Genomic DNA, 26,895 nt, shown 5'->3' on the forward strand with positions numbered 1-26,895 from the left:
TTTGAAAAACTTCTTGCCTAATGGGTTTTCATCGCTTATACATAATCCAATCAGTACTTAAAGGCTCAATTTCAACAGTTTTCAACTGCATAGCTATTTGCGCTCTGTGGTAAGTTGAGTGATTAATAATGTGGAATAAAATATCACGGATAGTATTTTCAAACGCCAGTCCAGAACTGGTTTTGTAATTGATAATTAGATCGAAATCATAATCTCTCACAACCTTTAAACTGTGCTCAAAATTAATTTGGTCAATATCTTTATACGCAGAAACAGGATGAATCTGCCAAACCTCAAAAGGCCGTTCATCCGCTAAAATCCGAGAATTCCAGATTTGGTGAGCGCTTATTAAATGGCTGGATAAATTCTTAGACTTGTCTGTTAGTTTATCCTCATTAGCAGATAGAAGCTCAGCGAACTTTTGGTTGCATTGATGATTATATTCAAATAACTGGCTAAAAAAGGTCCTCATATTCTTCATTAAAAACATTTCCCATTCTATTCCCTCGATCTAGTTTTAAACTTAGTTTTATCCATTCTCGGCGGACTGTCAATCGGGAAATTAAAAGCAATACTATTTATTAGTGAGCAACTTTCAATCGCTCCTGCCAAGTCAGGTTCTGATAATAACTGGCATGATCAGACGCCTCTTCGGCTGTTTGTGCTTTAAACTTCGTTCTATCTAATCGATATTCAGACATCACCACAAAATAACACAAAAAAATCAAAACCAAACATCCCCAAAATCCAACCTCATATTAAAAATTAAAATTAAGCCTAAATAAAATAGTTAAATTGCGCCCGTAATACAAAACACCTTCATGGCTCAAAAAAAACAAAAAAGAAATGCTAAGGCAAAAACCAAAGCAAAACTACACCCACGTAATAAACACCACGGAAGATATAATTTGCAAGAGCTCATTGCTACATGCCCAGATTTAGCTCCTTTTGTAAAAACCAATGATTTTGAAGTCGAAACTATAAACTTTGCAGATCCAGAAGCTGTAAAAGCTTTAAATAAAGCGTTATTACTTCATTTTTATGAGGTAAAAAACTGGGATATACCAGAAGGTTATTTATGTCCACCAATCCCTGGCAGGGCAGATTATATACACAACATCGCAGATTTACTTGCAAAAAGTAACGAAGGCAATATCCCAACAGGTAAACAGATTAAATGTTTAGATGTTGGTGTAGGTGCAAACTGCGTTTACCCATTAATTGGAACACACGAATATGGCTGGAGTTTTATTGGCTCAGACATTAATGAAATGGCTTTGGCATCTGCAAAATTGATTGTAGACTCAAACCCAGGTTTAGACTCTAAAATTAAGTTTAGGTTGCAACCGAACGCTAAGAATATTTTCCCTGGGGCATTAGAAAAAACAGAACGCATACATGTTAGTATGTGTAATCCTCCGTTTTACGCAACATCTGGCGCAGCGCAAGCGGCTTCGTTAAAAAAACTGAATAACTTAAACGAAGAAGAAGTTCTTGAAGCCAAAAGAAATTTTGGTGGTCAGCACCAAGAAATTTGGTGTCATGGGGGCGAGGGTAGATTTGTAAAAGACATGATTTACCAAAGTCAGGAATTTGCAAAATCTTGCCTGTGGTTTACCACCTTAATTTCAGATCAAGCTTATCTAAAAAACGCATATGCTTACCTTAAAGATGTTGAAGCTGTAGAAGTAAAAACGTTACCCATGGGGCAAGGCAACAAAGTAAGTAGGGTTTTGGCATGGACTTTTCATACTCCAGAAAAGCAACTCTTGTGGTTTCCTAAAAAAGAAACTACTGTTTAACCGATGTAAATGATCCAAAAAATAAAATACTGGTTTATCAACCGCTCAGAAAAAATACTCAATAGTATTTCTTTTTACCCGGCATTAATTGGTATTTTATTTTTGATTGTTGCGGTGCTCATGCTCGCTTTTGATTTTTCCATTCAGGGAAAAAACATAAAAGCACAGTTATCTTGGCTTAGCATCAAAGATGCTTCTACCGCAAGAAGTATTATATCAGCAATAGCTGCCGGAATTATATCGCTAGCTGTATTCAGTTTTTCTATGGTGATGATTGTGCTTAACCAAGCAGCATCACAAATGAGCAACCGAGTATTAGATAAACTCATAGGTAACCGCTTTCAACAGATTGTATTAGGGATTTATATTGGCACCATAGTATATTCTTTTTTTCTGTTAAGCACCATCAGAGATATTGATAGTGGCCTGTACATTCCATCTTTAAGCACCTATCTGCTTATTCTAATCACTATTTTCGATATTTTTCTGTTCATCTATTTTCTACATTACATTACCCAATCTGTAAAATATGAGGTAATTATCCGTAGAATTTTTGGAAACACTTTCGAGGTTTTAAAAACTGACAGTCTAATAACAGAACAACCACACTTTGAGGTAGAACTTATAAGCGAAAATTATATTTATGCGATACAATCTGGTATATATGAAGGTTTCGATTCCGCTAGTCTAATAAAGCTATGTAAAAAGTACCATGTAATTATCCAAGTTCTAATTACTCCTGGCTTTAACGTGTTAAAAGGTTATCCCTTAGCTAAAATCGATAACGAGCTAACTCAAGAACAACAACAGGAGATTGCTGATTCATTTTTTATTAACCATACGGAGTCTATAGAACTTAATTATTTTTATGGTTTTAGGCAGTTGACAGAAATTGCCATGAAAGCATTAAGCCCAGGAATCAATGATCCTGGAACCGCTATTATTGCAATTCGGGCTTTATTTGAGCTTTACCTTTACCGCTTACAACATTTTCCAAAAAAAACACTCTGTACCAACGACGGAAAAGTTGCCATTATACTGGAAGAGCTAAGTTTTGATAAAGTGTTTGCCGATACTATTGCACCGATATGGAATTACGGAAAAGAAGACCGCATGATCCAGCAAGAACTCTTGCTTTTAATCCCACAGTTGCAACAAATAAGCAATAAAGAAGTTTTCGCTCATTTGTTTAATCAGGTGCAACAAGCAAACCAAAAACAGCTATTTCCAAATTAATATCTCTTTTCACTCTCTACACACTTATCTATTATTTGGATATGTTTCTTTTTAGGGTATAAAAATTGCTATGCATACTTGCCTTGCAAATCCAAATACCTCGAAATGAAAAGTCTTATTTACTTAATACTCATATCTATATTTCTTATACAGATCGCCTGCACACATTCAACAAATAAAACATCTCTAAACAGCAGTTTATCAAATGATTCCCTAAAATCGACCAAACAATCAAAGGATACGACTATGTTCTTTAGCGCAACCGGAACAGAACCTTTTTGGGGATTAGAAATTTCTACAGATCAAATTATTGTAAACTTAATCGAAGACTCATTGGTGGTTAAAACCCCAAAATTCGATAACACTACCGATACTAAAATATACCGGGTAGTTAACGACACTTTAAAATTAGAAATCTACATAAAACAGCAGATGTGTACAAATGGAATGTCTGGAAAAGTATCTCCTTACACCGTGGCTATCAATTTCAAACGGGTTCTAGATCAGAAAGAAAGAACTTTAGAGGGCTGTGGAGCGTATTTAACTGATTAGTATAAAAAAAAACTTCTTTTTAAACCTTTACGAGCACCTCATGTTCCCTCATACTTCATCAATGCTCAATTAATTCTGCACCGAAATTTTTTCGTTCCTTTTTTTTCTTTGTATTTTACCTAAAATCAGATGAAATGCAAAACCAATTGAAATCTATATTCTTTTTGACAGCTATTGTTGGTTTTATAAGTTTAGCCGCTATGTCGCCCATCCTACAAAAAGACGATCACAGGGCTAAAAACCTAAAAATTTTACCAAAAGATATCAACAATGATGATTTGAAAGCATTAACTGATAATTTTAAGACAGCTTTAGGTGTGAAATGTGATTTTTGTCATGCAAAATCCAAAGAAGACCCTAAAAAGCTCGACTTTGCAAGTGATGAAAAAGAATATAAACACGTAGCTAGAGATATGATGAGGATGACCAATACGATCAACAAAAAATATTTCAAACACCATGAAGGGAATGAAAGCGTAGCTGTTATACAATGCATGACCTGCCACCACGGAAATAAAAAACCTCAGCTTGCCTTAAGTCCATAAAAGAGAGAGAATAAGCATCTCTCTCTTGTTTGATCAGCTATAACGTCTTTTGTCCTTTGTGAATTCCCTCTTTAAATTCCTCAATCATTTTCCTGTTAAAAACTGGAATATCTTTGGGTGACCTACTGGTTACTAAACCTTTATCAGCCACCACTTCGCTATCTTCCCAACTTACGCCGGCATTTATCAAATCTGTTTTAATAGAGGGATATGAAGTCATCTTGCGTCCTTTTAAAGCGCCAGTCTCAATTAATAACTGTGGACCGTGGCAAATAGCAGCAATCGGTTTTCCAGCTTCAAAAAAGGCTTTGGCAAAGTTTACATAATTTTTATCAGCTCGCATTTTGTCTGGATTCATCACGCCTCCGGGAACCATTAATCCGTCATATTCATCAGGATTTGCATTCGCTAAATCTACATCAACGTTTACCTCTACACCCCAATTATCTTTATTCCAAGCTTTAATTTTTCCGCTTTGGGCAGAAACAACGTGTACAGTTGCGCCAGCGTCTAAAAGCGCTTTTTGGGGCTCCAATAATTCTGATTGTTCGAAACCATTATCACTTAAAATCGCTATTTTTTTATTTTCTAAATTTTCCATGGTAAAATATTTTATAATTAAACAGATAACCTGTTTAAGCAAACACTAAACCATAAATTAAACAGATAACAAAATTCAATTCGATATTTTACCCAATTTTGTTCGAAATGATTTCCTTTAAGCCTTCAAAATTTTATCTTTGAGCAAAGAACAAAAGCATTTTAATTTTGAAGAAACGTATAGCGATTTTCGCATCTGGATCTGGATCTAATGCCCAAAAGATAATGGAGCATTTTAAACGTAGTAATGATGCCGAGGTGGTGTTAATTTTAACAAACAACCCAGATGCCTATGTTTTACAAAGGGCAGATAATTTCGAAATCCCTTCTCATATTTTTGATCGTAAAGAGTTTTATCAAACAGACAAAGTTGTTAACCTCTTAAAAAACTTAAATATCGATTTAGTGGTTTTAGCTGGCTTTTTATGGTTAATCCCTAAAGACCTTCTCACGGCTTTTCCTAACAAAATCATCAATATACACCCATCTCTACTTCCAAAATACGGAGGCAAAGGAATGTATGGAGAACATGTTCACCTAGCCGTTTTGGCCGACAAAGAACCGGAGTCTGGCATTACCATCCACTTTGTTAATAGCGAGTTTGACGAAGGTGAAGTCATTCACCAATCGAAATTTAAGATAGACAAAGGCGACGATTTAAAGATGATGAAGTTTAAAGTGCAACAGTTAGAGCACTTACACTTCCCAAAAGTTATAGAGAGCCTGTTGAAAAAGATGAAAACCGAATAGTAACAGACCGGAATACAACTTTCCTTAGCAATGCCAAAAATCTGTTGATTTTATTGTAAATAACGCATAAACATCTAAGCTCTGTAAATACCTTTTTTGCCGATATTTAATATCAAAATCGCAATTTCTTATTCAATTTAAAAAAACTAAAATTTAAACACCACTTCGCTACAAATAAAATTTTGATTTTTCTATCTTTGCGCCTTTAAATAAATTCATTTTCATGAGCCATCCCGTAAAGATTAAAAATGCCCTAATTTCTGTTTATTACAAAGATAATTTAGAGCCTATTATTCACCAATTAAAGGCTTTAGGCGTTAATATTTACTCTACCGGAGGCACCGAAAAGTTTATCACCGATTTAGGCGTTCCAGTAATTCCTGTAGAAGATTTAACCTCCTACCCTTCTATTTTAGGCGGTCGCGTTAAAACCTTACACCCCAAAGTTTTTGGTGGCATTTTAACCCGTAGAGGTCATGAAGGCGACCAGAGTCAGATTGCTGAATACGAGATTCCAGAAATTGATCTGGTAATTGTTGACTTATACCCGTTTGAAGAAACTGTAAAATCAGGCGCAGCAGAACAGGATATTATTGAAAAAATTGACATTGGCGGCATTTCTTTAATCAGAGCAGCAGCTAAAAACCATAAAGATGTGATCATCATCGCTTCAAAAGATGATTATGCCGAATTAAACACCTTATTAGAAACTCAAAAAGGAGAAACTACTTTAGCGCAACGTAAAGTATTTGCCCGTAACGCGTTCAATATTTCTTCTCATTACGATACTGCAATTTTCAACTGGTTTAACCAAGGTGATGATGCACTTACTTTGTTCAAACAAAGCGAACAAAAATCATCAGTTTTACGCTACGGCGAAAATCCACACCAAAAAGGTTATTTCTATGGCGATTTAGAAGCCATGTTCGAGAAATTGAACGGTAAAGAATTATCCTACAACAATTTGGTAGATGTTGATGCCGCAGTTGCTTTAATTGATGAATTTACAGAACCTACTTTCGCCATTCTAAAGCATACCAATGCTTGCGGAATTGCTAGTCGTCCACAGATACTGGATGCTTGGAATGTTGCTTTGGCTTGTGATCCGGTTTCTGCTTTTGGTGGTGTGCTGATTTGCAACGGCGAAATTGATGAAGCTACAGCTACAGAAATAAACAAATTGTTTTTCGAAGTTTTAATTGCGCCTTCTTACTCAGCGGAAGCGGAAAAAGTAATTACTTCTAAAAAGAACAGAATAATTTTAAGAAGAAAAGAAGTTGCATTGCCGGGTAAACTCTTCAAAACTTTGTTGAATGGCGTAATTGAGCAGGATAAGGACAACACAGTTGAAGGTCCAGAATTAATGAAATCTGTTACCGATAAACAACCAACAGCACAAGAATTAAAAGATTTACACTTTGCAAACAAAGTAGTAAAACACACCAAATCTAACACAATAGTTTTCGCTAAGAACAATACTTTGATAGCAAGCGGCGTTGGACAAACGTCGAGAGTTGATTCTTTAAGACAAGCCGTGGTTAAAGCAGCAGGTTTTGGTTTTGATTTAAAAGGCGCTGTGATGGCTTCGGATGCATTTTTTCCTTTTCCAGACTGCGTTGAATTAGCTTCTGAAGCAGGAATTACTGCCGTTTTACAACCAGGTGGATCAATTAAAGATCAGGATTCTATTGATATGGCAAACCAAAAAGGAATTGCAATGGTAACTACCGGAGTTCGTCATTTTAAACATTAATATTACTAACTTAGCGAGCGCTAAAAAAATTGGTGCTCAATATTTTACACACACATTTATACTAAAACCGCAATAAAACACCCATGGGTTTATTCAACTGGTTTACACAAGAAATAGCGATAGATTTAGGTACAGCCAACACCTTGATTATCCATAACGACAAAGTAGTGGTAGATGAACCGTCTATCGTTGCCTTTGACCGTACGACTAACAAAGTAATTGCAATAGGACGCCAAGCCATGCAAATGGAAGGCAAAACTCACGAAAACATCAAAACTGTTCGTCCGTTAAAAGATGGTGTAATTGCCGATTTCAACGCTGCTGAACACATGATCCGTGGGATGATAAAGATGATTAATAACGGTAAAGGCTGGTTTTTCCCATCTTTACGTATGGTAATCTGTATCCCATCTGGTATTACCGAGGTTGAAAAAAGAGCCGTTCGTGACTCTGCAGAGATTGCAGGAGCAAAAGAGGTTTACTTAATTCACGAGCCAATGGCTGCCGCAGTAGGTATCGGGATTGATGTGGAAGAACCAATGGGAAACATGATTATTGATATAGGTGGTGGAACAACAGAGATTGCGGTTATCGCTTTGTCTGGTATTGTTTGCGACCAATCTATCCGTGTTGCCGGAGATAATTTCGATTCTGATATTGTGAATTACATCCGCAGACAACATAACATTATGATTGGGGAACGTACTGCAGAAAGAATTAAAATTGAAGTAGGTTCAGCCTTGCCAGAATTGGCGGATGCTCCCGCTGATTTCGCAGTTCAAGGTCGTGATTTGATGACCGGCGTACCAAAGCAGATTACCGTTTCTTATACAGAAATTGCACATTGTTTAGATAAATCTATCTCAAAAATTGAAGAAGCTATTTTGAAAGCTTTAGAGATTACCCCTCCAGAACTTTCTGCCGATATTTACCAAACTGGCATTTACTTAACCGGTGGTGGTGCATTGTTGCGTGGTTTAGATAAGCGAGTGAGCTCTAAAACCAAACTTCCTGTTCACATTGCTGATGACCCTTTAAGAGCGGTTGTTAGGGGAACAGGAATCTCGTTGAAAAACGTACAGAACTTTAAGTTTCTGATACAGTAAGGAAGACACAAGATTGTGAAACACAAGATAAAAGACCTTGTGTTATGGAAAGCAAGAGTTGAGAGATTCTTGCTTTTTTTGTGGGTTTTATTTTTTCATAAAAATCAAAAAATCGTGGTACACGCGATTGTAAAGTAAAGAATACCAAGTATAACTTTTTTAAGAATTAAGTTATGCATCGTACTTTTTCTAGTAGGAATTGACATCCCTTGAGTGTATATTTATACAAATGCTTTAGGCATTCAACCCGTAAAAAATTCATTATGCAAGAAGAAAAGAAAAATCTCACCTCGGTTTCGGGCAGACCGATCGCAGAAAATCAGAATGTAAAAACCGCTGGAAGAAGAGGACCTATGTTGCTAGAAGACTTCTGGTTCCTCGAAAAACTAGCTCATTTTGATAGAGAAGTAATTCCCGAACGAAGAATGCATGCTAAAGGTTCTGGCGCTTTTGGATCTTTTACGGTTACACACGACATTACTAAATATACCAAAGCAAAAATATTTTCTGAAATAGGTAAAAAAACCGACCTATTTGTAAGGTTCTCTACTGTTGCGGGCGAACGTGGCGCTGCAGATGCAGAAAGAGATATCCGCGGGTTCTCTGTTAAATTTTATACTGAAGAAGGTAACTGGGATTTGGCAGGAAACAACACGCCAGTATTCTTTTTAAAAGACCCCTATAAATTCCCCGATCTTAACAAAGCTGTAAAACGCGATCCGCAAACCAATCTTCGCAGCGCAAACCACAATTGGGATTTCTGGACATTATTGCCAGAGGCATTGCACCAAGTTACCATTGTAATGAGTGAACGTGGTATCCCAAAAACTTACAGACACATGCATGGTTTTGGAAGCCATACGTTCAGTTTCATCAACGCGGCAAATGAGCGCTATTGGGTAAAATTCCATTTCAAATCCGAACAAGGGATTGAAAATCTTTCAAATGCTGAAGCTTCCGCTATCATTGGAAATGATAGAGAAAGCCATCAAAGAGATTTATTTACAGCGATTAAAACCGGTAATTTCCCAAAATGGAGATTAAAAGTTCAGATCATGCCAGAAGCAGAGGCTAAAAACTACCGTTTTGATGCCTTCGACTTAACCAAAGTTTGGCCACATGGCGATTATCCTTTAATAGATGTTGGCGTGGTGGAATTGAACAGAAATCCAGAGAATTATTTCGCAGATGTAGAACAAGCAGCTTTTAATCCGGCAAATGTTGTTCCTGGAATAGGCTTTTCTCCGGATAGAATGTTGCAGGCTCGTTTGTTTTCTTATGGCGATGCACAACGTTACAGATTAGGTGTAAACCATTACCAAATCCCGGTAAATAAACCAAAATGTCCATTCCATAATCCACATCGCGATGGAGCAATGCGTGTAGATGGTAACGAAGGCTCAACCATCCATTACGAACCAAACAGTTACGGACAATGGCAAGAGCAAAAACAATTCGTAGAGCCTGCCTTAGAATTAGAAGGTGCAGCTTTCCATTATGACCATCGGGAAGATGAGGATTACTACACACAGCCCGGTAATCTTTTCAGATTAATGAATGCGACACAAAAGCAAGTACTGTTTAGTAACACCGCTGCAGAAGTTGGTGGTGCAGAAAAGTTTATTCAAGAACGCCACATTTCCAACTGTTTTAAAGCAGACCCGGATTATGGAAAAGGAGTTGCCGATGCCTTAGGAATTAACATCAGCGAACTAGGTCTTTAAACTAAAAAGTTGGAACGAGTTTTTTAAATCGTTCCAACTTTTTATTAGCTATCAATCTTTTGAAGGATGAACCAGCTTCTTAACGCTGAAGTTCATCCCAAAACTAATCGGTTGCCAAGTCTAATTCCCCTTTCTTTTTCTTATCGAGCACATAGATAATCGCCATCACAATTAAGGAGCCCAAAATCAGTAAAAGATAGCTATATGTTAGATTTGCTTCATCTTTGGCAGGAAAAATCTCGATGATAAAGTAACTTAAAAAAGAAACCAGTACATATGCCAGACCTCCGGTTAACCCGCCAGATATACCTGCATTCTTTGGAAACCTCGCCAAACAATAAGTAAAATAATTATTAAAGGTAAAGCCAGCACCAACATGAATCAGAAATGCAAAACCGACCAAGCTGTAGATATTATTGATAAAATTGAGGCTCAAAATCATGATGAAAACAAAAACCAGTTGAACCAATATATTGGAGGAAATACGTTTAAAAAAAGGTTTATCAATGGTTGATTTCCCAATAAAACCACCTAACATCCAGGCCAAACCCAAAATCAAAGAGCTGTAGCCTGCGTAAACAACAGATAAGTTTAGGTGGTGCTGGATAACAAAAGGTCCAGTCATGTTAAAAACCATAACCATGCTATACGCCAAACCCAGCATTACAATCCCAAAAGTAAAGCTCGCTGTAGAAATCATTTCTTTATAAATATTCGCGATTTTCTTGATGCGGAATTCCTGAAAATGCTTTAGTGTTTCGCCACTGAAAATATATTCTAAAAGCGCAAATACAAGCGCAAAAATGGCCAAAAAGTAAAAGTTAGATTCCCATCCAAAAGATTTCTCTAAATAGCCACCAACGAATGGTGCAACAATTGGTCCCGTAGACCAAATGATGGTAAAAAGACTTAAATAATGTTGTAGTTTTTTCCCCTCGAACAGATCGACAAAGTAGGCCCTTTTGGCAACCACAATAGCGCTTACCGCAACTCCATGTACCACTCGCATTAAATATATTAAATAGATATTATGCGTATTTGCCACTAAAATACACGATAAGGCCAGTACCAATAAAGAATAGAAACTAATTTTAAACCGCCCGAAACTATCTAAAACGCTACCTATAAAAAGTTGTGAAACCCCATAGCTAATTAGGAAAAAACTTAAAGTAAGCTGCACTTGAAGCTCACTGATCTTTAAATCCTTAGCCATGTTCGGTAAAGAAGGCAGGTAAATATCGGTAGCAAAACCCGATAATGGAATGAGGGCGAAGGCCAAAAAAGTTGCGATTCCCTGATGGGATTTTTTAATCTCTTTATGCTTTTGATTGTGATTTTGCATCAATTTATCAGTAAACGAGTTCTCTTTTTAAGAATTTGCAAATTACAAGTTTGGTAGCTTTCGCTACGCTGTATATCATGAATGTTTCCAAATTTTGACTTTTGAATTAATTAAGTCAGGTACTCTTTGTTACTCCACATCGAAACCCATTTTCTTCAAAATCTAAACCTTCATTTAAAAACAGGCTGAAAACACACGAAAAGGTATTGACGTATTGAAAAATCACAGAAATGTAATCTCTTTAACAGAATAATTATAATTAGATGTTTAAACATCTAATTGTTTATATATTTGACGAACGTTAAATTAAACAACCAAAAGACATGGCAAATCAAGAAAAATGGATTTTAGACCCAACCCACTCAGAAATTCAGTTCAAAGTAAAACACTTAGTAATATCAACAGTTACCGGTACTTTTAAATCTTTCGAAGCAAGCTTAAACACTACGCAAGACGATTTCTCTAATGCAGAGATAGATTTTTCAATCGCTGTGGACAGCATAGACACCAACCAAACCGATAGAGATAACCATTTGAAATCTGCAGATTTTTTTGATGCAGAAAAATTTCCTGCTATAAAGTTTAAATCCACCTCTTTTGTGAAAACTGGAGATGATTATATTTTAGCTGGAGACATTACGGTTAAAGACATTACCAAGCCTATAAAGTTTGCTGTTGAATTTGGCGGTACAGCTACCGATTTTTATGCTAACCAAAAAGCTGGGTTCGAACTTACAGGCAAAATTAGCCGTAAGGAGTTTGGTTTAACTTGGAGTGCAGTTACAGAAGCTGGAGCAATTGTAGTGGGTGATGATATTAAATTAAGCGCTAGCGTTCAATTTACTAAACAAGCATAGATTCATAAGTCATTGCTTTAAATAATAAATAGCAGGTTTTCTTTATGAAGAAGCCTGTTTTTTTATGGCTTAGAAATTTCGTGGGGATGTTACCTGATAATGATTATTGAGTGTGAATCCCAAAACAATTTCATGAGACCCTCTTGAAACTATATTCAAATCTGAGGTTGTAAAATCATAAGCATAGCTCACATTTAAAAATGAGCCCAAATTGAAACCTAACATGGCTGAGCTTGCGTCTCCTGCTCGGTATGATCCTCCTACCCAAATTTTATTCTTAAAAGCGAATTTTGCGTTCAAGTCGATACTTAATGGAGCAGGATTTACGTACTTAAGCATTACCGAAGGTATGACAGTAATATTTTCGCTCAACCATAACCGAAAACCAGCTGTAACAAAACCATGGGATTTCGTTTTTCCTGCATTTGGATTTGAGCTATCCGAGAAATTGATCTCTTGCGGAAGTAATTGTTGTACAGATGCGCCTGCGAAATAATCAACAGCATACAGCCAAACTCCAAAGCTAATATCGGGCTTTATCGTACTCACGGTCCCTTTATCAGCAATAGCAGGATCATTTGGATTCTCTAACTTAATATCAGTTGTATTTAAACTTATCCGGCTTGCACCTACCCCAACTCCTATGGCTAAATTAAGTTTTGATGCTAAGCCTAAATGATAAGCATAAGTGAAATTAGCGGTAGTATTACTTAATGGACCTGTTTTATCAGAAACCACCATAAAACCTACACCATGATGAGGTTCAGAAGCCATATATTCAGGCTTATAGCTTCTTCCCAACGGGTTTTCGCCGACCATACCAAAGGATGTAGCACTGGAAAAATCATCTGGATTACCAATCGGCATCTGTATGGTGAAATAGCTAGTTCTTGGGGCATTCTCTAAGCCAGCCCATTGTTGCCTGGTCGCTGCCTTAACATCAATATAACTCTCAATCCCTGATAAAGCCGGATTTATAATATAGTTGTTTAAAATATACTGCGTGTATTGTGGTTTTTGTTGTGCGTTGCCACTTATAACCCAGCCTAGAAAAAAACAAATGAAATATAAAAACCTTCTCATTTCACGCACCAATAGTTTATGCTTATATAAATCACTCTTTTCCTTAAATTACTTTACTAACAACAAAGATCCTGTATATTTTAGCTCGCCATCTTTGGCGGTAATTATATAATAATACATTCCTTCGGGCAAATAATCGCCATTTAATTTACCATCCCAAGGGATATATTTTTGACTTTCGAAAACTACCTTACCATAACGATTAAAAATTTTAATGGTACAGCTTGGATAGCTATCCAAATATTTGATTGCCCACGTATCATTAACACCATCACCATTTGGCGTAAAAGTGTTTGGGATTTCTGGAAACTGCAAAACCATTACAGCTACATCATCGGCTAAAGTACATCCTTCATCGCTGGTAGTTAACAATGTATAAACAGTACTTTTTTTAGGGGACGCTACGGGGTTAAGAATATTATCTTGACTTAAATCAGTGGACGGGATCCATTTATATGTTAAATTTTCACCACTGGCAGTTGCATCTAAAACCACCTCTCCACCGGTTAAAACCGTTTTATCACTACCTGCATCAACGTGGGGAGTAGCAAGAACCGTAACATTTTGAGTTGCGGTGCCCGAACATCCGTTATCAGCAACAAATGTGTAGGTAATCGAATGTGTTCCAACTCCTGCTTTAGCTGGTGAAAAAACTCCATCCACATTTATCCCAGCACCAGAATATTTTCCAACACCACTAATGCCCGTAGTTTCGGAAGCTTGTGTAAACGCAAATGGAGCAACCTCTGCGCACACATTTGGCAGTGTGCTAAAAAGTACATCAGGAACTGCTTTAAGGTTGATAACCTGCGTGATTTCGCTCACACAACTAACCCCAGAAAACACTTTCATCAATACTTTAACACTTTTATTGCCTAAACCATATAAGTATTTATAAAGTCTTGGTCCATTCTGTCGTTCTAACCTCGATGCTGGATTGTTATCGATAAACTTGTACAGCGGATCATTAGGGTGGTTATCGATATCGAAATACCATTCAATTTTTGTTATTTCACCAAAATCAACAGTTGCATGGTCTTCAAATACTACTTCTTGATCACTGCATAATTGCGCTTTATTTTGAACAGTGAATGAGGCCTTTGGTACACTTCCATTTACCGTGAAAGACTTAGTAAGGGTTGTTACACAACCGTTCGCACTTGTTGCGGTTAATTTTACCTGATAAACTTTTGCTTCGGTATAGCTATGTGATGGATTTTGAAGTGTAGACGTATTATTTGTTGCGGAAGCATTGCTATCTCCAAAATCCCAAACATAGGTTAATGTAGAACCATCAGCGATGGTAGATTTATTGGTAAACAAGGCTGAAGCATCATTTAAACAGATATCTGGTGTTTCAAAATCTACTATTGGTAAAGGATGTATGGTCACTACTTGTGTTACGGTATTACTGCATCCTAAATCCGTAGTAACTGTTAATTTTACGTTATAAATCCCTGTTTTGTCAAATGTATGTGAAGAGTTATTATCTGTGGAGATATTCGAAATAGAAGTAACATCTCCAAAATCCCAAGCCCAAGATGTGATTGTCCCTTCATCTGGAACAGACAAATCAGTAAAATTAATAGCTTGGCTTACACAGTTTACAGGGTCTTGAGAAAATTTAGCTTCGGGTGATTTAGCAACATGTATAATTAGATTATCATTTACGTTGGAAACACAGTCTGTTTCTCCTATTACATATAGTTTAACATTATAATCTCCCGGACTTACGTATTGATGTGTAAAAGGCAAAGCATCAGTTCTTTGTTCAATCGCACTTCCGTCGCCAAAATCCCAAAACCATTTTACGATACGCTTACCCTTGCCCTCGCTTTTATCTGTAAAAGTAACCAAATCGGAACCACAGATTTGTTGCTTATCCGCACTAAACTTTGCGGTAGGTAAATTAAACACTTCAAAGTCGCCTACAACATCCTCATTTGCATCGCAGCCGGAAGGATCTGGGTTTAATACGGTAGCTTTGAAAGCATAGTTACCAGTATGTTGTAAATCACCACTCAATATTTTGTAATCATAATAGTAGGAAGTTTTGCCGTCAACCGTTTCTTCGGTATAGTTTGGATTTAATAAAGTTTCCTTTTTAGCTCCGTTATTAAAATCCCAAACTATTTGATCCGTTTTGTAGGGAAGTTTCAATTTAACATTATAATCCTCTCCCAAACAGAGAGAACTTGCTTCCATTGTTCCTCCAACAGGAAAAAATTCGATACCCGCATTCAAGTTTTTTAAATCTGATCCGGCCAAATAAGCGTAAGACTCTACACTTCCATAACCGTAAGCAATTGCAACAAAACCATTATCGCATCGGATACGATGTGCCGGGTTAACATTTGATGAAGCTGTTACATCAATTGTGATAAAACTGTAAGTATTATCTATTTGTTGGTAGTTTGCAGTAGGAGCAAGCCCATCAACAGTTAATGTAGGAATATCAGCAGTTTTTAAGATGATGTTGAGATAATGTGAAGTTATTGCAGTTGGGGGATTAGTTAGATTCTTAACTGCAGAAAACACTGTAATGTCTTTTAAAGTCTGTTCAATTGGATTAAGAATGGTCAGTTCAGGATCGCCAGGAAATTGCGTACCGTTTATATTACAAGCCTGTGTTACCTGTAATTGCGCAACTGAAATCGGAGCATCTGCGTTAATAATTGTAGGGATTTTGGCTCCAAAAGTTATTACTGAACCAGCAGTATAAGGATTGTTTAATGGAACACCCAATACGCTGGTAGTTGAGCCATTAACAGAAATAACAGTATTATCCTTTGCTACTTGAATTCTTATAATATCGGAAGAACCATTTTGGGCATTATAAAATGGCGCCGTTATGAAGTTTCGCCCCCATGCAGAGGTTGGAAATAATTGTTGGTATAAAGGATCTCCACTACCAGCATTCCTATTGTTTCCTGGCTCACAATAAGCATTAAAGGTACTCCCAGAAAAAACCGCCAAGGGCTTACAATCTCCAACAGTCTTGATTTTTGACCCTGTCAAATCTTGAGTTGATTTATATTGATAAACGTCACCTTTATTTAAGGTAATTCGAAAAGGAATATTTGCTATACGAGTATTCCCTAGACTGCTTTTAGTTGGCAAAATATCTATCACTGTTCCGTCCACTACCCCTATTAACGAAAACTCCGATACTGCCTCCCTAGTATTGGTAGATGCACTTTGGGTATAAGAAATACTATAATATTCATTTCCCAGGGCCTTTACAGGTAAAATCAATGAAGAAGCAGATCTTGATTGAATTGATATATGGCAATAAACAATTATATCAACATCCGAAGTGATATGTATTCCAGAATTAACTTGAATCGCATCAGACACCGAAATATAACTATTGGTATAAGTATTCGGATTAATAACTACTGGAATAGCTTGACCTGCGAGTATATTTACAGGTGCAAGGATTTGCCCACCAGCAGAAATATTTACCACCGCATCACTATTACTGGTTAGAAACAACGTTAATCTTGAATTTAAGTCATCGGAAACACTTTGATACGCTACCCAAAAATCTTTTCCCTTATTGGAAGTACCTTGCCCGTAAACAAGCGAAGTCGTCAAAACAAAAACAAAAAATACAATTACCTTTAGGTAAGGTTTAAACATGGTGTGTAAAGTCAGCACTGTATGACTTAAAAACAAGCATAAGGTTTATTTATAAAAGCAACCAAAAACAAATAAGCCTCAAACAATGCTGAGGCTTATTTATATTTAAAATCTCGAATTTCTTTATTTCACTCTCGTCCAAACATCGGTTCTACCTATTAATGAGATGCCGATATACCCTCTCACACTCAGCTTGTCGTTACCTTTGAGCGTCATTTTGCAACTATAAGTTTTGCCTGTCTTTGGATCGTAAATACTTCCGTCTACCCACTCTCCATCGTCAAAATTAAATCCTTTAAGCATCTCTAAACCTAACAATGCTCTTCCACGTAGGTTAGCATCGGGGTTGTGGACATCTGTTTTTGCTTTACCTTGTTCGTTATTAGGGGTTTTAAGCCACACTAACTTTCCATTGTATTTGTTGCCCGTTTTGTAAATGTTAATATTAGCTTCGCCACTGCTGTTCAACCACTTGCCTAAAATGGCATCGGCAGATTGCGCATAAATTGTGGTTGTGGCGAAAAAAAGCGCCATTAATAGGAGTGTCTTTTTCATCTGTTGTTATGTTTACGAGTGAATAATTGGTTATCTAAAATAAAACATTAATTCCTTAATAACGATGAATCGACTACGAAAGTTCAAGTTTGTTTGTAATATTTTAATACACGCCTTTAGGAGCAACTTGTTTACAAGCAACATTTAATTAGAAACTGATGATAGAGCCATTTCTCTAATTAAAAAGGGTTTTGGTAAAAGGAACTCACAGATGACGACCTACCCGTCTTTAATTCACTACTACGGCAGAATATCAAGTTGACCTAAGCAATTCTTATCTTGAATATGATTTTCATAAAAACAAAAAAGAAGCTTATTGCTAAGCTCCTTTTTTCTAAAACGGTATTCTCTGTTTACTTTACTAACTCAACAATAGCTGCGAAAGCTTTTGGATCGTTCATTGCTAAATCAGCTAAAACTTTTCTGTTTAAACCGATATTTTTAACAGCAACTTTTCCAATGAATTGAGAGTAAGACATTCCGTGTTCACGCGTTGCTGCGTTGATACGTTGTATCCATAATCCTCTAAATTCTCTTTTCTTAACTTTTCTGTCTCTGAAAGCGTATTGTAAACCTTTTTCAACAGTATTTTTAGCAATGGTAAAAACCTTGCTTCTTGATCCCCAGTAACCTCTGGCTAATTTTAGGACCTTTTTTCTTCTTCTTCTTGACGCTACTGCGTTAACCGAACGTGGCATAATTTAATTGTTTTTGGTAAGAGGTGACCAGTATTTAAACTGATACTTAAACCCAATCCCTGGTTAATTATTTAATTACTTTCCGATGCAAAGCATACGTCTAACATTTCCTAAATCACCATCTGATACATAGCTGGTGGTAGTAAGGTTACGTTTTTGCTTTGTGGTCTTTTTTGTTAGGATGTGACTTTTGTACGCATCCTTTCTTTTGATTTTACCTGTTCCAGTAAGCGAAAAACGCTTTTTTGCACTAGAATTGGTTTTCATTTTTGGCATAATAATGCTTGTTAATTTAACCTGTTTATATTAATTTTTTCCCGTTTTAGGCGCTACTGTTAAGAACATACGCTTACCTTCTAATTTAGGTAATAGTTCTACTTTTCCTACGTCTTCTAAAGCCTGAGCAAATTTTAACAATAAAATTTCTCCCTGTTCTTTATAAACGATTGCTCTTCCTTTAAAGTGAACGTAAGCTCTCACTTTTTCTCCGTTCTCTAAAAAAGATACCGCATGTTTCAATTTAAATTGAAAATCGTGATCATTTGTGTTAGGACCAAATCTAATCTCCTTAATAACAGTTTGCTTAGCGTTAGATTTAATCTCTTTCAGCTTTTTCTTCTGCTCGTAAACAAACTTGTTATAGTCTACTATCTTACATACAGGTGGATTGGCATTCGGCGAAATCTCAACTAAGTCAAGATCCATTTCATCTGCCATGGCCAATGCTTTTTCAATAGGGTAAACTCCCTGCTCTATATCCTCTCCTACTACCCTAACTTCCCTTGCTCTAATACGCTTATTGATATTATGAGCGGGCTCAGTTGTTCTTCTGCTTCTATTCGGATTTAATTTAGGTCTAATGATTGTCCTCCATCTTTATTATTTAAACTAAAATTTCTTTTTGAAGATGACTGCTAAACTCTTCGATACTCATAATCCCTTGATCGCCATCTCCATGTTTTCTTACAGAAACCGTACCATCTTCCATCTCTTTCTCCCCTATAATCAACATAAAAGGAATTTTTTTGACTTCGGCATCCCTAATTTTCCGTCCGATTTTCTCATCCCGAAAGTCAATTAGTCCGCGAATATCGGAATTATTAAGAGATTCTAAAACTTTTTTTCCATATTCCTCATATTTTTCTGAGATGGGCAACACAATAAATTGTTCTGGAGTTAACCATAATGGGAAGTTACCTGCGCAATGCTCAATCAGCACAGCCACAAAGCGTTCCAAAGAACCAAACGGTGCTCGGTGAATCATTACCGGGCGATGTTTCTGATTATCGCTACCAGTATATTCCAGCTCAAAACGTTCTGGCAAGTTATAATCTACCTGTATGGTACCTAACTGCCACTTTCTGCCTAAAGCATCCTTCACCATAAAGTCTAATTTTGGTCCGTAGAAAGCAGCTTCACCTAATTCTACAACTGTATTTAAACCTTTTTCTGCGGCTGCTTCTATAATTGCTGCTTCAGCAAGTTCCCAGTTTTCATCACTACCAATATATTTCGATTTGTTTTCTGGATCACGCAAAGAAATCTGCGCAGTGTAATGCTCGAAACCTAAAGCCTTAAAAACATATAAAACTAAATCAATTACTTTTTTAAATTCCTCTTTAACTTGATCTGGGCGACAAAATAAATGCGCATCATCCTGAGTAAAACCTCTAACCCTTGTTAAACCGTGTAATTCTCCGCTTTGCTCGTATCTATAAACTGTACCAAATTCGGCCAACCTAATTGGCAAGTCTTTATAAGAACGTGGCTTAGTTTTATAAATCTCGCAATGGTGCGGGCAGTTCATCGGTTTTAAGAAAAACTCTTCTCCTTCTTGCGGTGTTTTTATCGGCTGAAAAGAGTCTGCCCCGTATTTATCATAGTGACCAGAAGTAACGTATAAGTTTTTATGCCCAATGTGTGGCGTAATCACTTGCTCGTAACCGGCTTTTTGTTGTGCTTTTTGTAAAAAATTAACCAAACGCTCACGTAAGGCCGTTCCTTTAGGTAACCAAAGTGGTAAACCCATTCCAACTTTTTCTGAAAAAGCGAACAATTCTAGTTCTTTACCTAATTTACGGTGATCGCGTTTTTTAGCTTCCTCAATCATGTGAAGATATTCGGTAAGCTCACTTTGCTTAGGAAAAGTTACTCCATATATACGAGTCAACTGTTTTCTGCTTTCATCACCTCGCCAATAAGCTCCGGCAACGTTCATCAGCTTTACAGCTTTGATAAAGCCAGTATTTGGGATATGTGGACCACGGCATAAATCCGTAAAATTACCTTGAGTGTAAAAGGTGATTTTTCCGTCTTCTAGGTCTTTGATCAAATCTAGTTTATACTCGTCGCCTTTTTCTTCGAAATATTTAATTGCATCAGCTTTGCTTACGGCTTCTTTTACATATTCTGATTTGGTTCTGGCTAACTCTAAATATTTATCCTCAATTTTCTTAAAATCATCAGAAGAGAACTCCCTGTCGCCAAAATCTACATCGTAATAAAAACCAGTTTCAATTGCTGGCCCAATACCAAATTTTGTACCTGGATAAAGTGCTTCTAATGCTTCGGCCAATAAGTGGGCAGATGAATGCCAGAAAGTTGATTTACCATCGGTATCGTTCCATGTTAACAGTTTAACGCTAGCATCTTCATTAATTGGCATTGATGAATCTACTACCTTTCCATTAACTTCGGCCGCTAAAACGTTTCGAGCTAAACCTTCGGAAATCGACAACGCCACCTGGTGTGCATTGGTTCCTTTTTCGTAATCCCTTGTTGAACCATCAGGGAGTGTAATCTTAATCATCTACAATATGATTTATAGGTTGTAAAAAATATTTAACGTACACTCATACAAATGAGCGTTTTTATTTGAGGTGCAAAAGTACGAAAAAAAAAGCCTCACCTCAACCCTCTCCAAAGGAGAGGGAGCTATTTGCTAAAGGGAAATATGAAAATTTAATGCGTAAATGGATTGATTTTGAAAGTTTTTATGAGAGAGAAAAAAAACTAAAACCTAACTAAAACCTAACTAACTAACTAACTAACTAACTAACTAACTAACTAACTAACTAACTACTACCCCACCTCAATAGAGAAATCTGTTTCAAAAACGTGACCGTATCCTAATTTTTGGATTCCTTCTTTTTCTGAAATATCTTTTGCTTCGCCGGCAGTATCCGAAACGCCTAACCAAGGTTCGATACAAAGAAACGGTGCGTCTCCTTTGGTCCAGATGCCTAAATAATTAAAATTAGGATAGCTTACCTTTATTTGTTTATCACTTTTATTGCTTTTTAGCGTCACTGCTCTAGACTGGATATTTTTAAAAACTAGTGCATCATTCACAAACAAATCTCTACTTAAAGCCAATCTTTTTTGTTCCGTTGTTACTAAATTGGTTTTACCGCTTAGCAGTCCGTCGCTCCCAGACTGATGCGTATGTAGCTCCTCGGCTGTACTAAATTCTAAGTAATAATCTTCAAACTTCTCACCTTCGGTAAATGGAACATTAAAGGCTGGATGCCCTCCTACAGAGAAAAAGATGTTACCCAAATCCAGATTAATCACTTTGTAAGAAACTCTTAAACTTTTTTCTTCTAAATGGTAAATCACCTGAAATTCGAATTTGTAAGGATAAACCTTTAGCGTTTCCTCATCGTACCTATAAGCAAAGATTGCTTGTATTGGTGTTGATTCTATCCTGCGGTAGGTTACATGTCGGGCAAAACCGTGGCGACCTAAAGTAAAAGCTTTTCCGTCTACGTTTAAGGTATTGTCCTTTAAGCCACCAACAACTGGAAACAGATTAGGTGCATGAAAAGCCCAAACGTCTGGATTACCTTGCCAAATATATTCTGTACCGTCGGCTTTATTTATCAATGAATGAATCTCCGCCCCTTTACTACTAATTGTAGCTTTTACAAAATCGTTTTCAAGTATAACCATTACCTATATTTTTTTAAACTTATTTGCCAATTGCTGCAACATATCCTCATTAGCTGGTCCGCTTGGTTTTTCTTTTTTAACTTCGCTTTGCTGTACCGGTTTGGGAGCGATGGGCTTTGGAGCGGTTGGTTTTGCTTGTTCTTTAGGTTTTTGAACTTGCCTAGCTTCATTTTTTTGCGAGCGGTGATCTTTCCAAAATTTCTCTAACCTATTTTTGGTATAAAGTGGAAAATCACCATTCATCATCCATGCATAATAGCTTGGTTCTTCTTCAAAAACCTGCGTAACGGGCTTTCCTTTATGCTTTCCGAAATTAAAACAAGCTACATCATCATCGTTAAAAACCATTCTTCCGGCAAAATCAACTGGTTTATTTAGGTTTGTAAAAGCATGCAAACCTTCCACATCATTAACCACAGGCTTGCTCACATTTCCTTTTTTATCTTCAAACTCTTTGCCTTCGTATTTATCAAGCTGCGCCAACAACACTTCGTAAGTAGCTCTAATATCTGCTTCGGCAGAGTGTGCATTTATAATATCTTTATCACAATAGAACTTATACGCTGCTCTTAAAGTACGTTGTTCCATCTGATGGAAAATATTCTGCACATCAACAAATTTTCTGTGCTCAATATCAAAATTGATCCCTACTCTTAAAAATTCCTCCATCAGCATGGGGATATCAAATTTATTTGAATTATATCCTGCTAAATCCGCATCGCCAATAAACTCAATAATTTCTTGCGCTACCTCTTTAAAAGTTGGCGCATCTTTTACGTCCTCATCGTAAATACCGTGAATCAGTGACGACTCTAGAGGAATTGGGATAAGGGGTTTAATTTTAAGTGTTTTAACTTCTTCTTCGCCGTTTGGCAGTGCTTTTAAGATAGATATCTCTACGATTCTGTCTGATGCAACATTTACACCAGTAGACTCTAGATCAAAGAAAGCTAACGGACGTTTTAAATTGAGTTTCATTTATTTGTTTTTGGTTTGATGCTAAAAATCGCTTAGCTAAATATAATAATGCCTAATAAAATACCGAATACCATAATCACATAGAGAAGGATCTCGTTGCCTGCAAAATGTTTGTATTTGCTCCAAAAAGAGTACTCAGAATTGTTTTTCGACATATTTGTTTGACTGGATATAAAAAAATGAAGTTCGTTATTTTTTAGAGAGTATAAAAGAGGTATTTTGAATTAGTTATTAGAGGATGTTGAAGGAGAGAAGGAAGGAATTTTGAAGTGGGTATGATTTTTGAAGAAATACCGCTATTATGAAAACCTTTTTTCGACTACTTAATAAACTTAACAAATTGATTTTGCCTAGCTTATACAAAAAAGACGTTAGCCATTTAACCAAAACCGACAAACTAATAACCGGTTACAGGTATTGGGTTTTGACAAATAGCTTAGATTAATCCAGATTTAGGACTTAACAAGTCTGTCTCCAATCAATTTAATTGTACAGTTATGCAAGCTATAATTGATAGGAATTTGGCAAGCGAATTCTTCATCTTTATCTGAATTTAAGTTAACTAAGCAGGTTACACATCTGCCCATGCCGCCGCATTCTCCAAAAAAATCTAAATGCAGTTTCGCCATAATCAAAACTCGTAAATCAGCAAACTCGTTTAAATAAGTATCAACAATCAGTTGCTTACCGCGACAGTATAAACTAAACTGTATGTCTTTTTTTACCTGCAATAGCGTAATTTTTTAGAGAGTTCCGTTTTCCTGAACAGCATAACTTGCCCATTTAGTGTCGTAATTTAAACCTGGCGATAGCCAATATAAAAGTGCCATTCTGGAATACCGATAATTCATTGGCGAAAAACCAAGTACACCAATCCCAATCAATAATAAATAATGCCATAGGTAATCATATTCTGCCGGTAGACCTAAAATATAAGCAGCTACGCCAATAGTAACAATTTGGGCAACGCTCATAGCGTAACTGGCAAACATGGCTACGTAAAAATAGCCCGGCTCGCGTTCAAATTTAAGCTTGCACACCGGGCAAACCATATTCATTTTCTTGGTATTTAGCGCATAAGTTGCTCCCATAAAAACCTCTCCATGCCTGCAACGCGGACATTTTGCTTCTAAAAATGCTTTCCACTCGGGCATACTGTTTTGTTGTGGAACGGGGTGTATATTTTCCATGCTATATAATTTTCTTTCTAAATTTTTCTGGTGTTTCCTGCTCGTATTTCTTAAAAAACCGCACAAAATACGAGGCATCTTTAAAGCCGAGATCAACAGCAATTTGTTGCACTGTAAATTCTGCATTTACCAATAGTCTTTTGGCTTCCAACAAAACCCTATTTCTAATCAGTTGGCCTGCAGAAACCCCCAATTGATCTTTACACAACGCATTCAGATGATTGGGAGTAACATAAAGTAAATTGGCATAATCTCTAGGAAACTGATATTGCTTGTAATGCGTTTCTAACAATTTTTTAAAATTATTCAACAGTAAGCGGTTGTAATTTACAGGCTGATTGGCATTTGAAGCGCAGGATTTACCTACCAAAATAAAAAGCTCCAAAATAAGTAAACGCAATAAATCATCACTATAGGGATTTTCTGCTGTTTTAGCTTTAATAGCCGCTTCAAAAATTCTTTTTGCCTCCATTGCTTCTTCACCTGCCAGCGTAAATAAATCTGTATCAAAAGCACTGTTTAAAAAGCTGAACTTTTGAAGATAATCCGGATCGGCTAAAAAAGAATGGAAGAAATCGGGTTCGAAATTTAAAATGTAACCATCTGGCGGTGTATCAAAGACCCAATTGTGCACTTGGCCCGGGGTCATAAAATAAATAACGCCTGGATTGATGGGGTAGTTTTCAAAATCTATCAACTGGCTACCGCTTCCTTTTGTGAAATAAACAAGGTGATAAAAGGAATGCCGATGCGTGGTAATCAAGTGATGGTTGCGCTTTAGGTAATCTGCAAAGCGGTCAATCATCACATCGGCACTTTTAGCTCCGTCTATCTCATGCAATTCAAAAACCGGAATGCTCGCTTTCATATGGCAAAAGTAGTTACAAAAAGTATGACAACAGCGGTGTTATTGGGTTGATTTATGGTACTTTTTACTGATTTGACGACAATTAGTGCTTTTGCTAAATTAAATCCACGTGTCCTCAAAAAAAATCTATCTGTGGAAAAACAGGGAATTTGCTAGGGCCGAACAAGTATTTCGAAATGAATTGTAGTGTTTAATTGTTTCTATTTTTATTTCCCGATGCAAAACTTCGAAAATATGTTATCCAATAAATCATCAGTGGTGACCACGCCAACAATCTCACCCAAATAATGCAAAGCCTGCTTAATATCCAAAGCTAAAAAGTCTGAAGTTACTGGGTTATCAATTCCGCCCATCACCCGATTCAAAGCATCTTCCGTTTTCTGAAGCGCTTCCAAATGACGGATATTACTCACAATTACTTCATCAGAATTCAGGAGGTTTAAATTCACGGCATCCAATAAAGCGCTTTCCAATTGTTGCAAATTCTGTTTCTCCTTCGCAGAAATCTGCAAAATAGTTTCGGTGCTATTTGCCAATGGATGGATATCAGCTTTGTTGGCAACCACAATTAGCGTACTGTTATTTTGATTGATTACGGTCTTTAAATCTGCCAATATCTGGGCTAATTCTACTTCATCTGTTTCTTCAGCATCAAACAAATAAATAACTATTGCCGACGATTTAATTTTTTCAAAAGTACGTTCTACACCTTTGGCTTCTATAATATCTTGCGTCTCTCTAATCCCTGCGGTATCAATAAATCTAAAAGTAATTCCTTGGATATTTATTTCATCCTCAACAGTATCTCTCGTTGTTCCGGCAATATCAGAAACGATGGCTCTTTCCTCATTTAGCAAGGCGTTTAAAAGTGTGGATTTCCCAACATTAGGCTTACCAGCAATCACCACCGGCACACCGTTTTTAATCACATTGCCTAAATCAAAAGAGCGAATAAGATGAGAAACATTAATGTGTAGCTTATCAATCAACCTGCGTAAATCATCACGATTAGCAAACTCCACATCCTCTTCGCCGAAATCCAACTCCAATTCTATCATCGATGCAAAGTGAATCAGCTGTTCTCTTAACCCTTTCAGCTCGTTAGAAAAACCTCCACGCATCTGTTGCATAGCTAGCTGATGTGAAGCTTTAGAATTTGAAGCAATCAAATCTGCAACCGCCTCTGCCTGAGACAAATCAAGACCTCCATTTAAAAAAGCCCTTAAAGTAAACTCACCTGCTTTCGCCAATCTTGCGCCCTGTTTAATCAGAAGTTTGATAATCGCATCAATAATATATTTTGAACCATGGCAACTGATCTCCACCACGTTTTCTTTGGTATAAGACTTAGGCGCTACAAACAAGGAAACCAAAACCTCATCCACAATCTTTTCGCGGTCTCTAATCGTTCCAAAATGAATGGTATGACTATCTTGCTGTTCTAAATTTTTACCCTTAAAAACCTTATTAATGATCTTTATAGCCTCTGGTCCAGATAATCTAATCACGCCGATAGCTCCTATTCCGTTTGGAGTTGCTAATGCAACGATGGTCTCTTCTTGATACAAACTCATAAGCGCCAAAGTTAACGATTTGTTTAGCTTGATTTAAGTCGAAACAAAACATAAAGTCATTTGGTTATATTTGATAAATCGTTAAAAAA

At 36.7% G+C, this 26,895-nt stretch carries 24 protein-coding genes; 9 read left to right on the top strand and 15 right to left on the bottom strand.

Translation table 11 applies throughout. The annotated features are described in order from the left end of the window. Positions 1-28 precede the first annotated feature (28 nt). On the bottom strand, positions 29-472 hold the full coding sequence (locus B176_RS0111350; RefSeq protein WP_026063288.1) for a DinB family protein: 444 nt from the start codon (positions 470-472) through the stop codon (positions 29-31). A gap of 349 nt (positions 473-821) precedes the next feature. Here B176_RS0111350 and rlmF point away from each other — a divergent pair, with 349 nt between their 5' ends. From rlmF to B176_RS0111375, 4 genes are all read left to right on the top strand, one after another. Further along, positions 822-1,802 carry a 23S rRNA (adenine(1618)-N(6))-methyltransferase RlmF gene (gene rlmF, locus B176_RS0111360; protein WP_017258935.1) on the top strand — a complete coding sequence of 327 codons (981 nt, stop codon included), beginning with the start codon at positions 822-824 and terminating at the stop codon, positions 1,800-1,802. Between the two features lie 9 nt (positions 1,803-1,811). Beyond that, positions 1,812-3,038: a DUF2254 domain-containing protein gene (locus B176_RS0111365; protein WP_017258936.1), complete on the top strand. Its 1,227-nt coding sequence runs from the start codon at positions 1,812-1,814 to the stop codon at positions 3,036-3,038. A 246-nt stretch (positions 3,039-3,284) separates the two neighbouring features. Beyond that, complete coding sequence (locus tag B176_RS0111370; RefSeq protein ID WP_017258937.1) at positions 3,285-3,590, top strand: COG3650 family protein; 306 nt, start codon at positions 3,285-3,287, stop codon at positions 3,588-3,590. A gap of 134 nt (positions 3,591-3,724) precedes the next feature. Next, positions 3,725-4,135: a c-type cytochrome gene (locus B176_RS0111375; RefSeq protein WP_017258938.1), complete on the top strand. Its 411-nt coding sequence runs from the start codon at positions 3,725-3,727 to the stop codon at positions 4,133-4,135. Positions 4,136-4,172: 37 nt separating this feature from the next. Here the strand turns inward: B176_RS0111375 and B176_RS0111380 are convergent, their stop codons facing one another. Continuing rightward, the gene (locus B176_RS0111380) at positions 4,173-4,736 is read right to left on the bottom strand and encodes a type 1 glutamine amidotransferase domain-containing protein (RefSeq protein ID WP_017258939.1); all 564 of its coding nucleotides are present in this window, start codon (positions 4,734-4,736) and stop codon (positions 4,173-4,175) included. Positions 4,737-4,903: 167 nt separating this feature from the next. Here B176_RS0111380 and purN point away from each other — a divergent pair, with 167 nt between their 5' ends. From purN to B176_RS0111400, 4 genes are all read left to right on the top strand, one after another. Next, positions 4,904-5,485: a phosphoribosylglycinamide formyltransferase gene (purN, locus tag B176_RS0111385; protein WP_026063289.1), complete on the top strand. Its 582-nt coding sequence runs from the start codon at positions 4,904-4,906 to the stop codon at positions 5,483-5,485. A 223-nt stretch (positions 5,486-5,708) separates the two neighbouring features. Further along, on the top strand, positions 5,709-7,238 hold the full coding sequence (gene purH, locus B176_RS0111390) for a bifunctional phosphoribosylaminoimidazolecarboxamide formyltransferase/IMP cyclohydrolase (protein WP_017258941.1): 1,530 nt from the start codon (positions 5,709-5,711) through the stop codon (positions 7,236-7,238). Positions 7,239-7,321: 83 nt separating this feature from the next. Then, a complete protein-coding gene (locus B176_RS0111395; RefSeq protein WP_017258942.1) occupies positions 7,322-8,344 on the top strand; it encodes a rod shape-determining protein in 1,023 nt (340 codons plus the stop codon). Between the two features lie 263 nt (positions 8,345-8,607). Next, positions 8,608-10,068 carry a catalase gene (locus B176_RS0111400; protein WP_017258943.1) on the top strand — a complete coding sequence of 487 codons (1,461 nt, stop codon included), beginning with the start codon at positions 8,608-8,610 and terminating at the stop codon, positions 10,066-10,068. A gap of 103 nt (positions 10,069-10,171) precedes the next feature. Here B176_RS0111400 and B176_RS0111405 read toward each other — a convergent pair whose 3' ends face one another. Beyond that, complete coding sequence (locus tag B176_RS0111405) at positions 10,172-11,410, bottom strand: MFS transporter (RefSeq protein ID WP_017258944.1); 1,239 nt, start codon at positions 11,408-11,410, stop codon at positions 10,172-10,174. A 323-nt stretch (positions 11,411-11,733) separates the two neighbouring features. On the opposite strand from B176_RS0111405, the gene B176_RS0111410 reads away from it, so the two are divergent. Further along, positions 11,734-12,267: a YceI family protein gene (locus tag B176_RS0111410; RefSeq protein WP_017258945.1), complete on the top strand. Its 534-nt coding sequence runs from the start codon at positions 11,734-11,736 to the stop codon at positions 12,265-12,267. Positions 12,268-12,336: 69 nt separating this feature from the next. On the opposite strand, the gene B176_RS0111415 is transcribed toward B176_RS0111410, so the two are convergent. From B176_RS0111415 to mnmE, 12 genes are all read right to left on the bottom strand, one after another. Beyond that, the gene (locus B176_RS0111415) at positions 12,337-13,350 is read right to left on the bottom strand and encodes a PorP/SprF family type IX secretion system membrane protein (RefSeq protein WP_017258946.1); all 1,014 of its coding nucleotides are present in this window, start codon (positions 13,348-13,350) and stop codon (positions 12,337-12,339) included. Positions 13,351-13,398: 48 nt separating this feature from the next. Beyond that, positions 13,399-16,992 carry a T9SS C-terminal target domain-containing protein gene (locus tag B176_RS0111420; protein ID WP_017258947.1) on the bottom strand — a complete coding sequence of 1,198 codons (3,594 nt, stop codon included), beginning with the start codon at positions 16,990-16,992 and terminating at the stop codon, positions 13,399-13,401. Between the two features lie 123 nt (positions 16,993-17,115). Further along, complete coding sequence (locus B176_RS0111425; RefSeq protein ID WP_017258948.1) at positions 17,116-17,547, bottom strand: DUF2147 domain-containing protein; 432 nt, start codon at positions 17,545-17,547, stop codon at positions 17,116-17,118. A gap of 353 nt (positions 17,548-17,900) precedes the next feature. Further along, a complete protein-coding gene (rplT, locus tag B176_RS0111430; RefSeq protein WP_017258949.1) occupies positions 17,901-18,245 on the bottom strand; it encodes a 50S ribosomal protein L20 in 345 nt (114 codons plus the stop codon). Positions 18,246-18,320: 75 nt separating this feature from the next. After that, the gene (rpmI, locus tag B176_RS0111435; protein ID WP_017258950.1) at positions 18,321-18,521 is read right to left on the bottom strand and encodes a 50S ribosomal protein L35; all 201 of its coding nucleotides are present in this window, start codon (positions 18,519-18,521) and stop codon (positions 18,321-18,323) included. A gap of 30 nt (positions 18,522-18,551) precedes the next feature. After that, entirely contained in the window at positions 18,552-19,109 is a 558-nt protein-coding gene (infC, locus tag B176_RS19475; RefSeq protein ID WP_083852711.1) for a translation initiation factor IF-3, read from the bottom strand. A 19-nt stretch (positions 19,110-19,128) separates the two neighbouring features. After that, positions 19,129-21,054 carry a threonine--tRNA ligase gene (gene thrS / locus B176_RS0111445; protein ID WP_017258952.1) on the bottom strand — a complete coding sequence of 642 codons (1,926 nt, stop codon included), beginning with the start codon at positions 21,052-21,054 and terminating at the stop codon, positions 19,129-19,131. A gap of 272 nt (positions 21,055-21,326) precedes the next feature. Further along, complete coding sequence (locus tag B176_RS0111455) at positions 21,327-22,196, bottom strand: aldose 1-epimerase family protein (RefSeq protein ID WP_017258954.1); 870 nt, start codon at positions 22,194-22,196, stop codon at positions 21,327-21,329. Positions 22,197-22,199: 3 nt separating this feature from the next. Beyond that, entirely contained in the window at positions 22,200-23,174 is a 975-nt protein-coding gene (locus B176_RS0111460; RefSeq protein ID WP_017258955.1) for a 3'-5' exonuclease, read from the bottom strand. 743 nt (positions 23,175-23,917) lie between these two features. After that, positions 23,918-24,364, bottom strand: a complete 447-nt coding sequence (locus B176_RS19485) for a hypothetical protein (protein ID WP_017258958.1) — start codon at positions 24,362-24,364, stop codon at positions 23,918-23,920. 1 nt (position 24,365) lies between these two features. After that, a complete protein-coding gene (locus tag B176_RS0111480) occupies positions 24,366-25,232 on the bottom strand; it encodes an AraC family transcriptional regulator (RefSeq protein ID WP_017258959.1) in 867 nt (288 codons plus the stop codon). 206 nt (positions 25,233-25,438) lie between these two features. Beyond that, positions 25,439-26,806: a tRNA uridine-5-carboxymethylaminomethyl(34) synthesis GTPase MnmE gene (gene mnmE, locus B176_RS0111485; protein WP_017258960.1), complete on the bottom strand. Its 1,368-nt coding sequence runs from the start codon at positions 26,804-26,806 to the stop codon at positions 25,439-25,441. Between the last annotated feature and the right edge of the window lie 89 nt (positions 26,807-26,895).

The organism is Pedobacter arcticus A12 (assembly GCF_000302595.1).
Lineage (GTDB): Bacteria > Bacteroidota > Bacteroidia > Sphingobacteriales > Sphingobacteriaceae > Pseudopedobacter > Pseudopedobacter arcticus.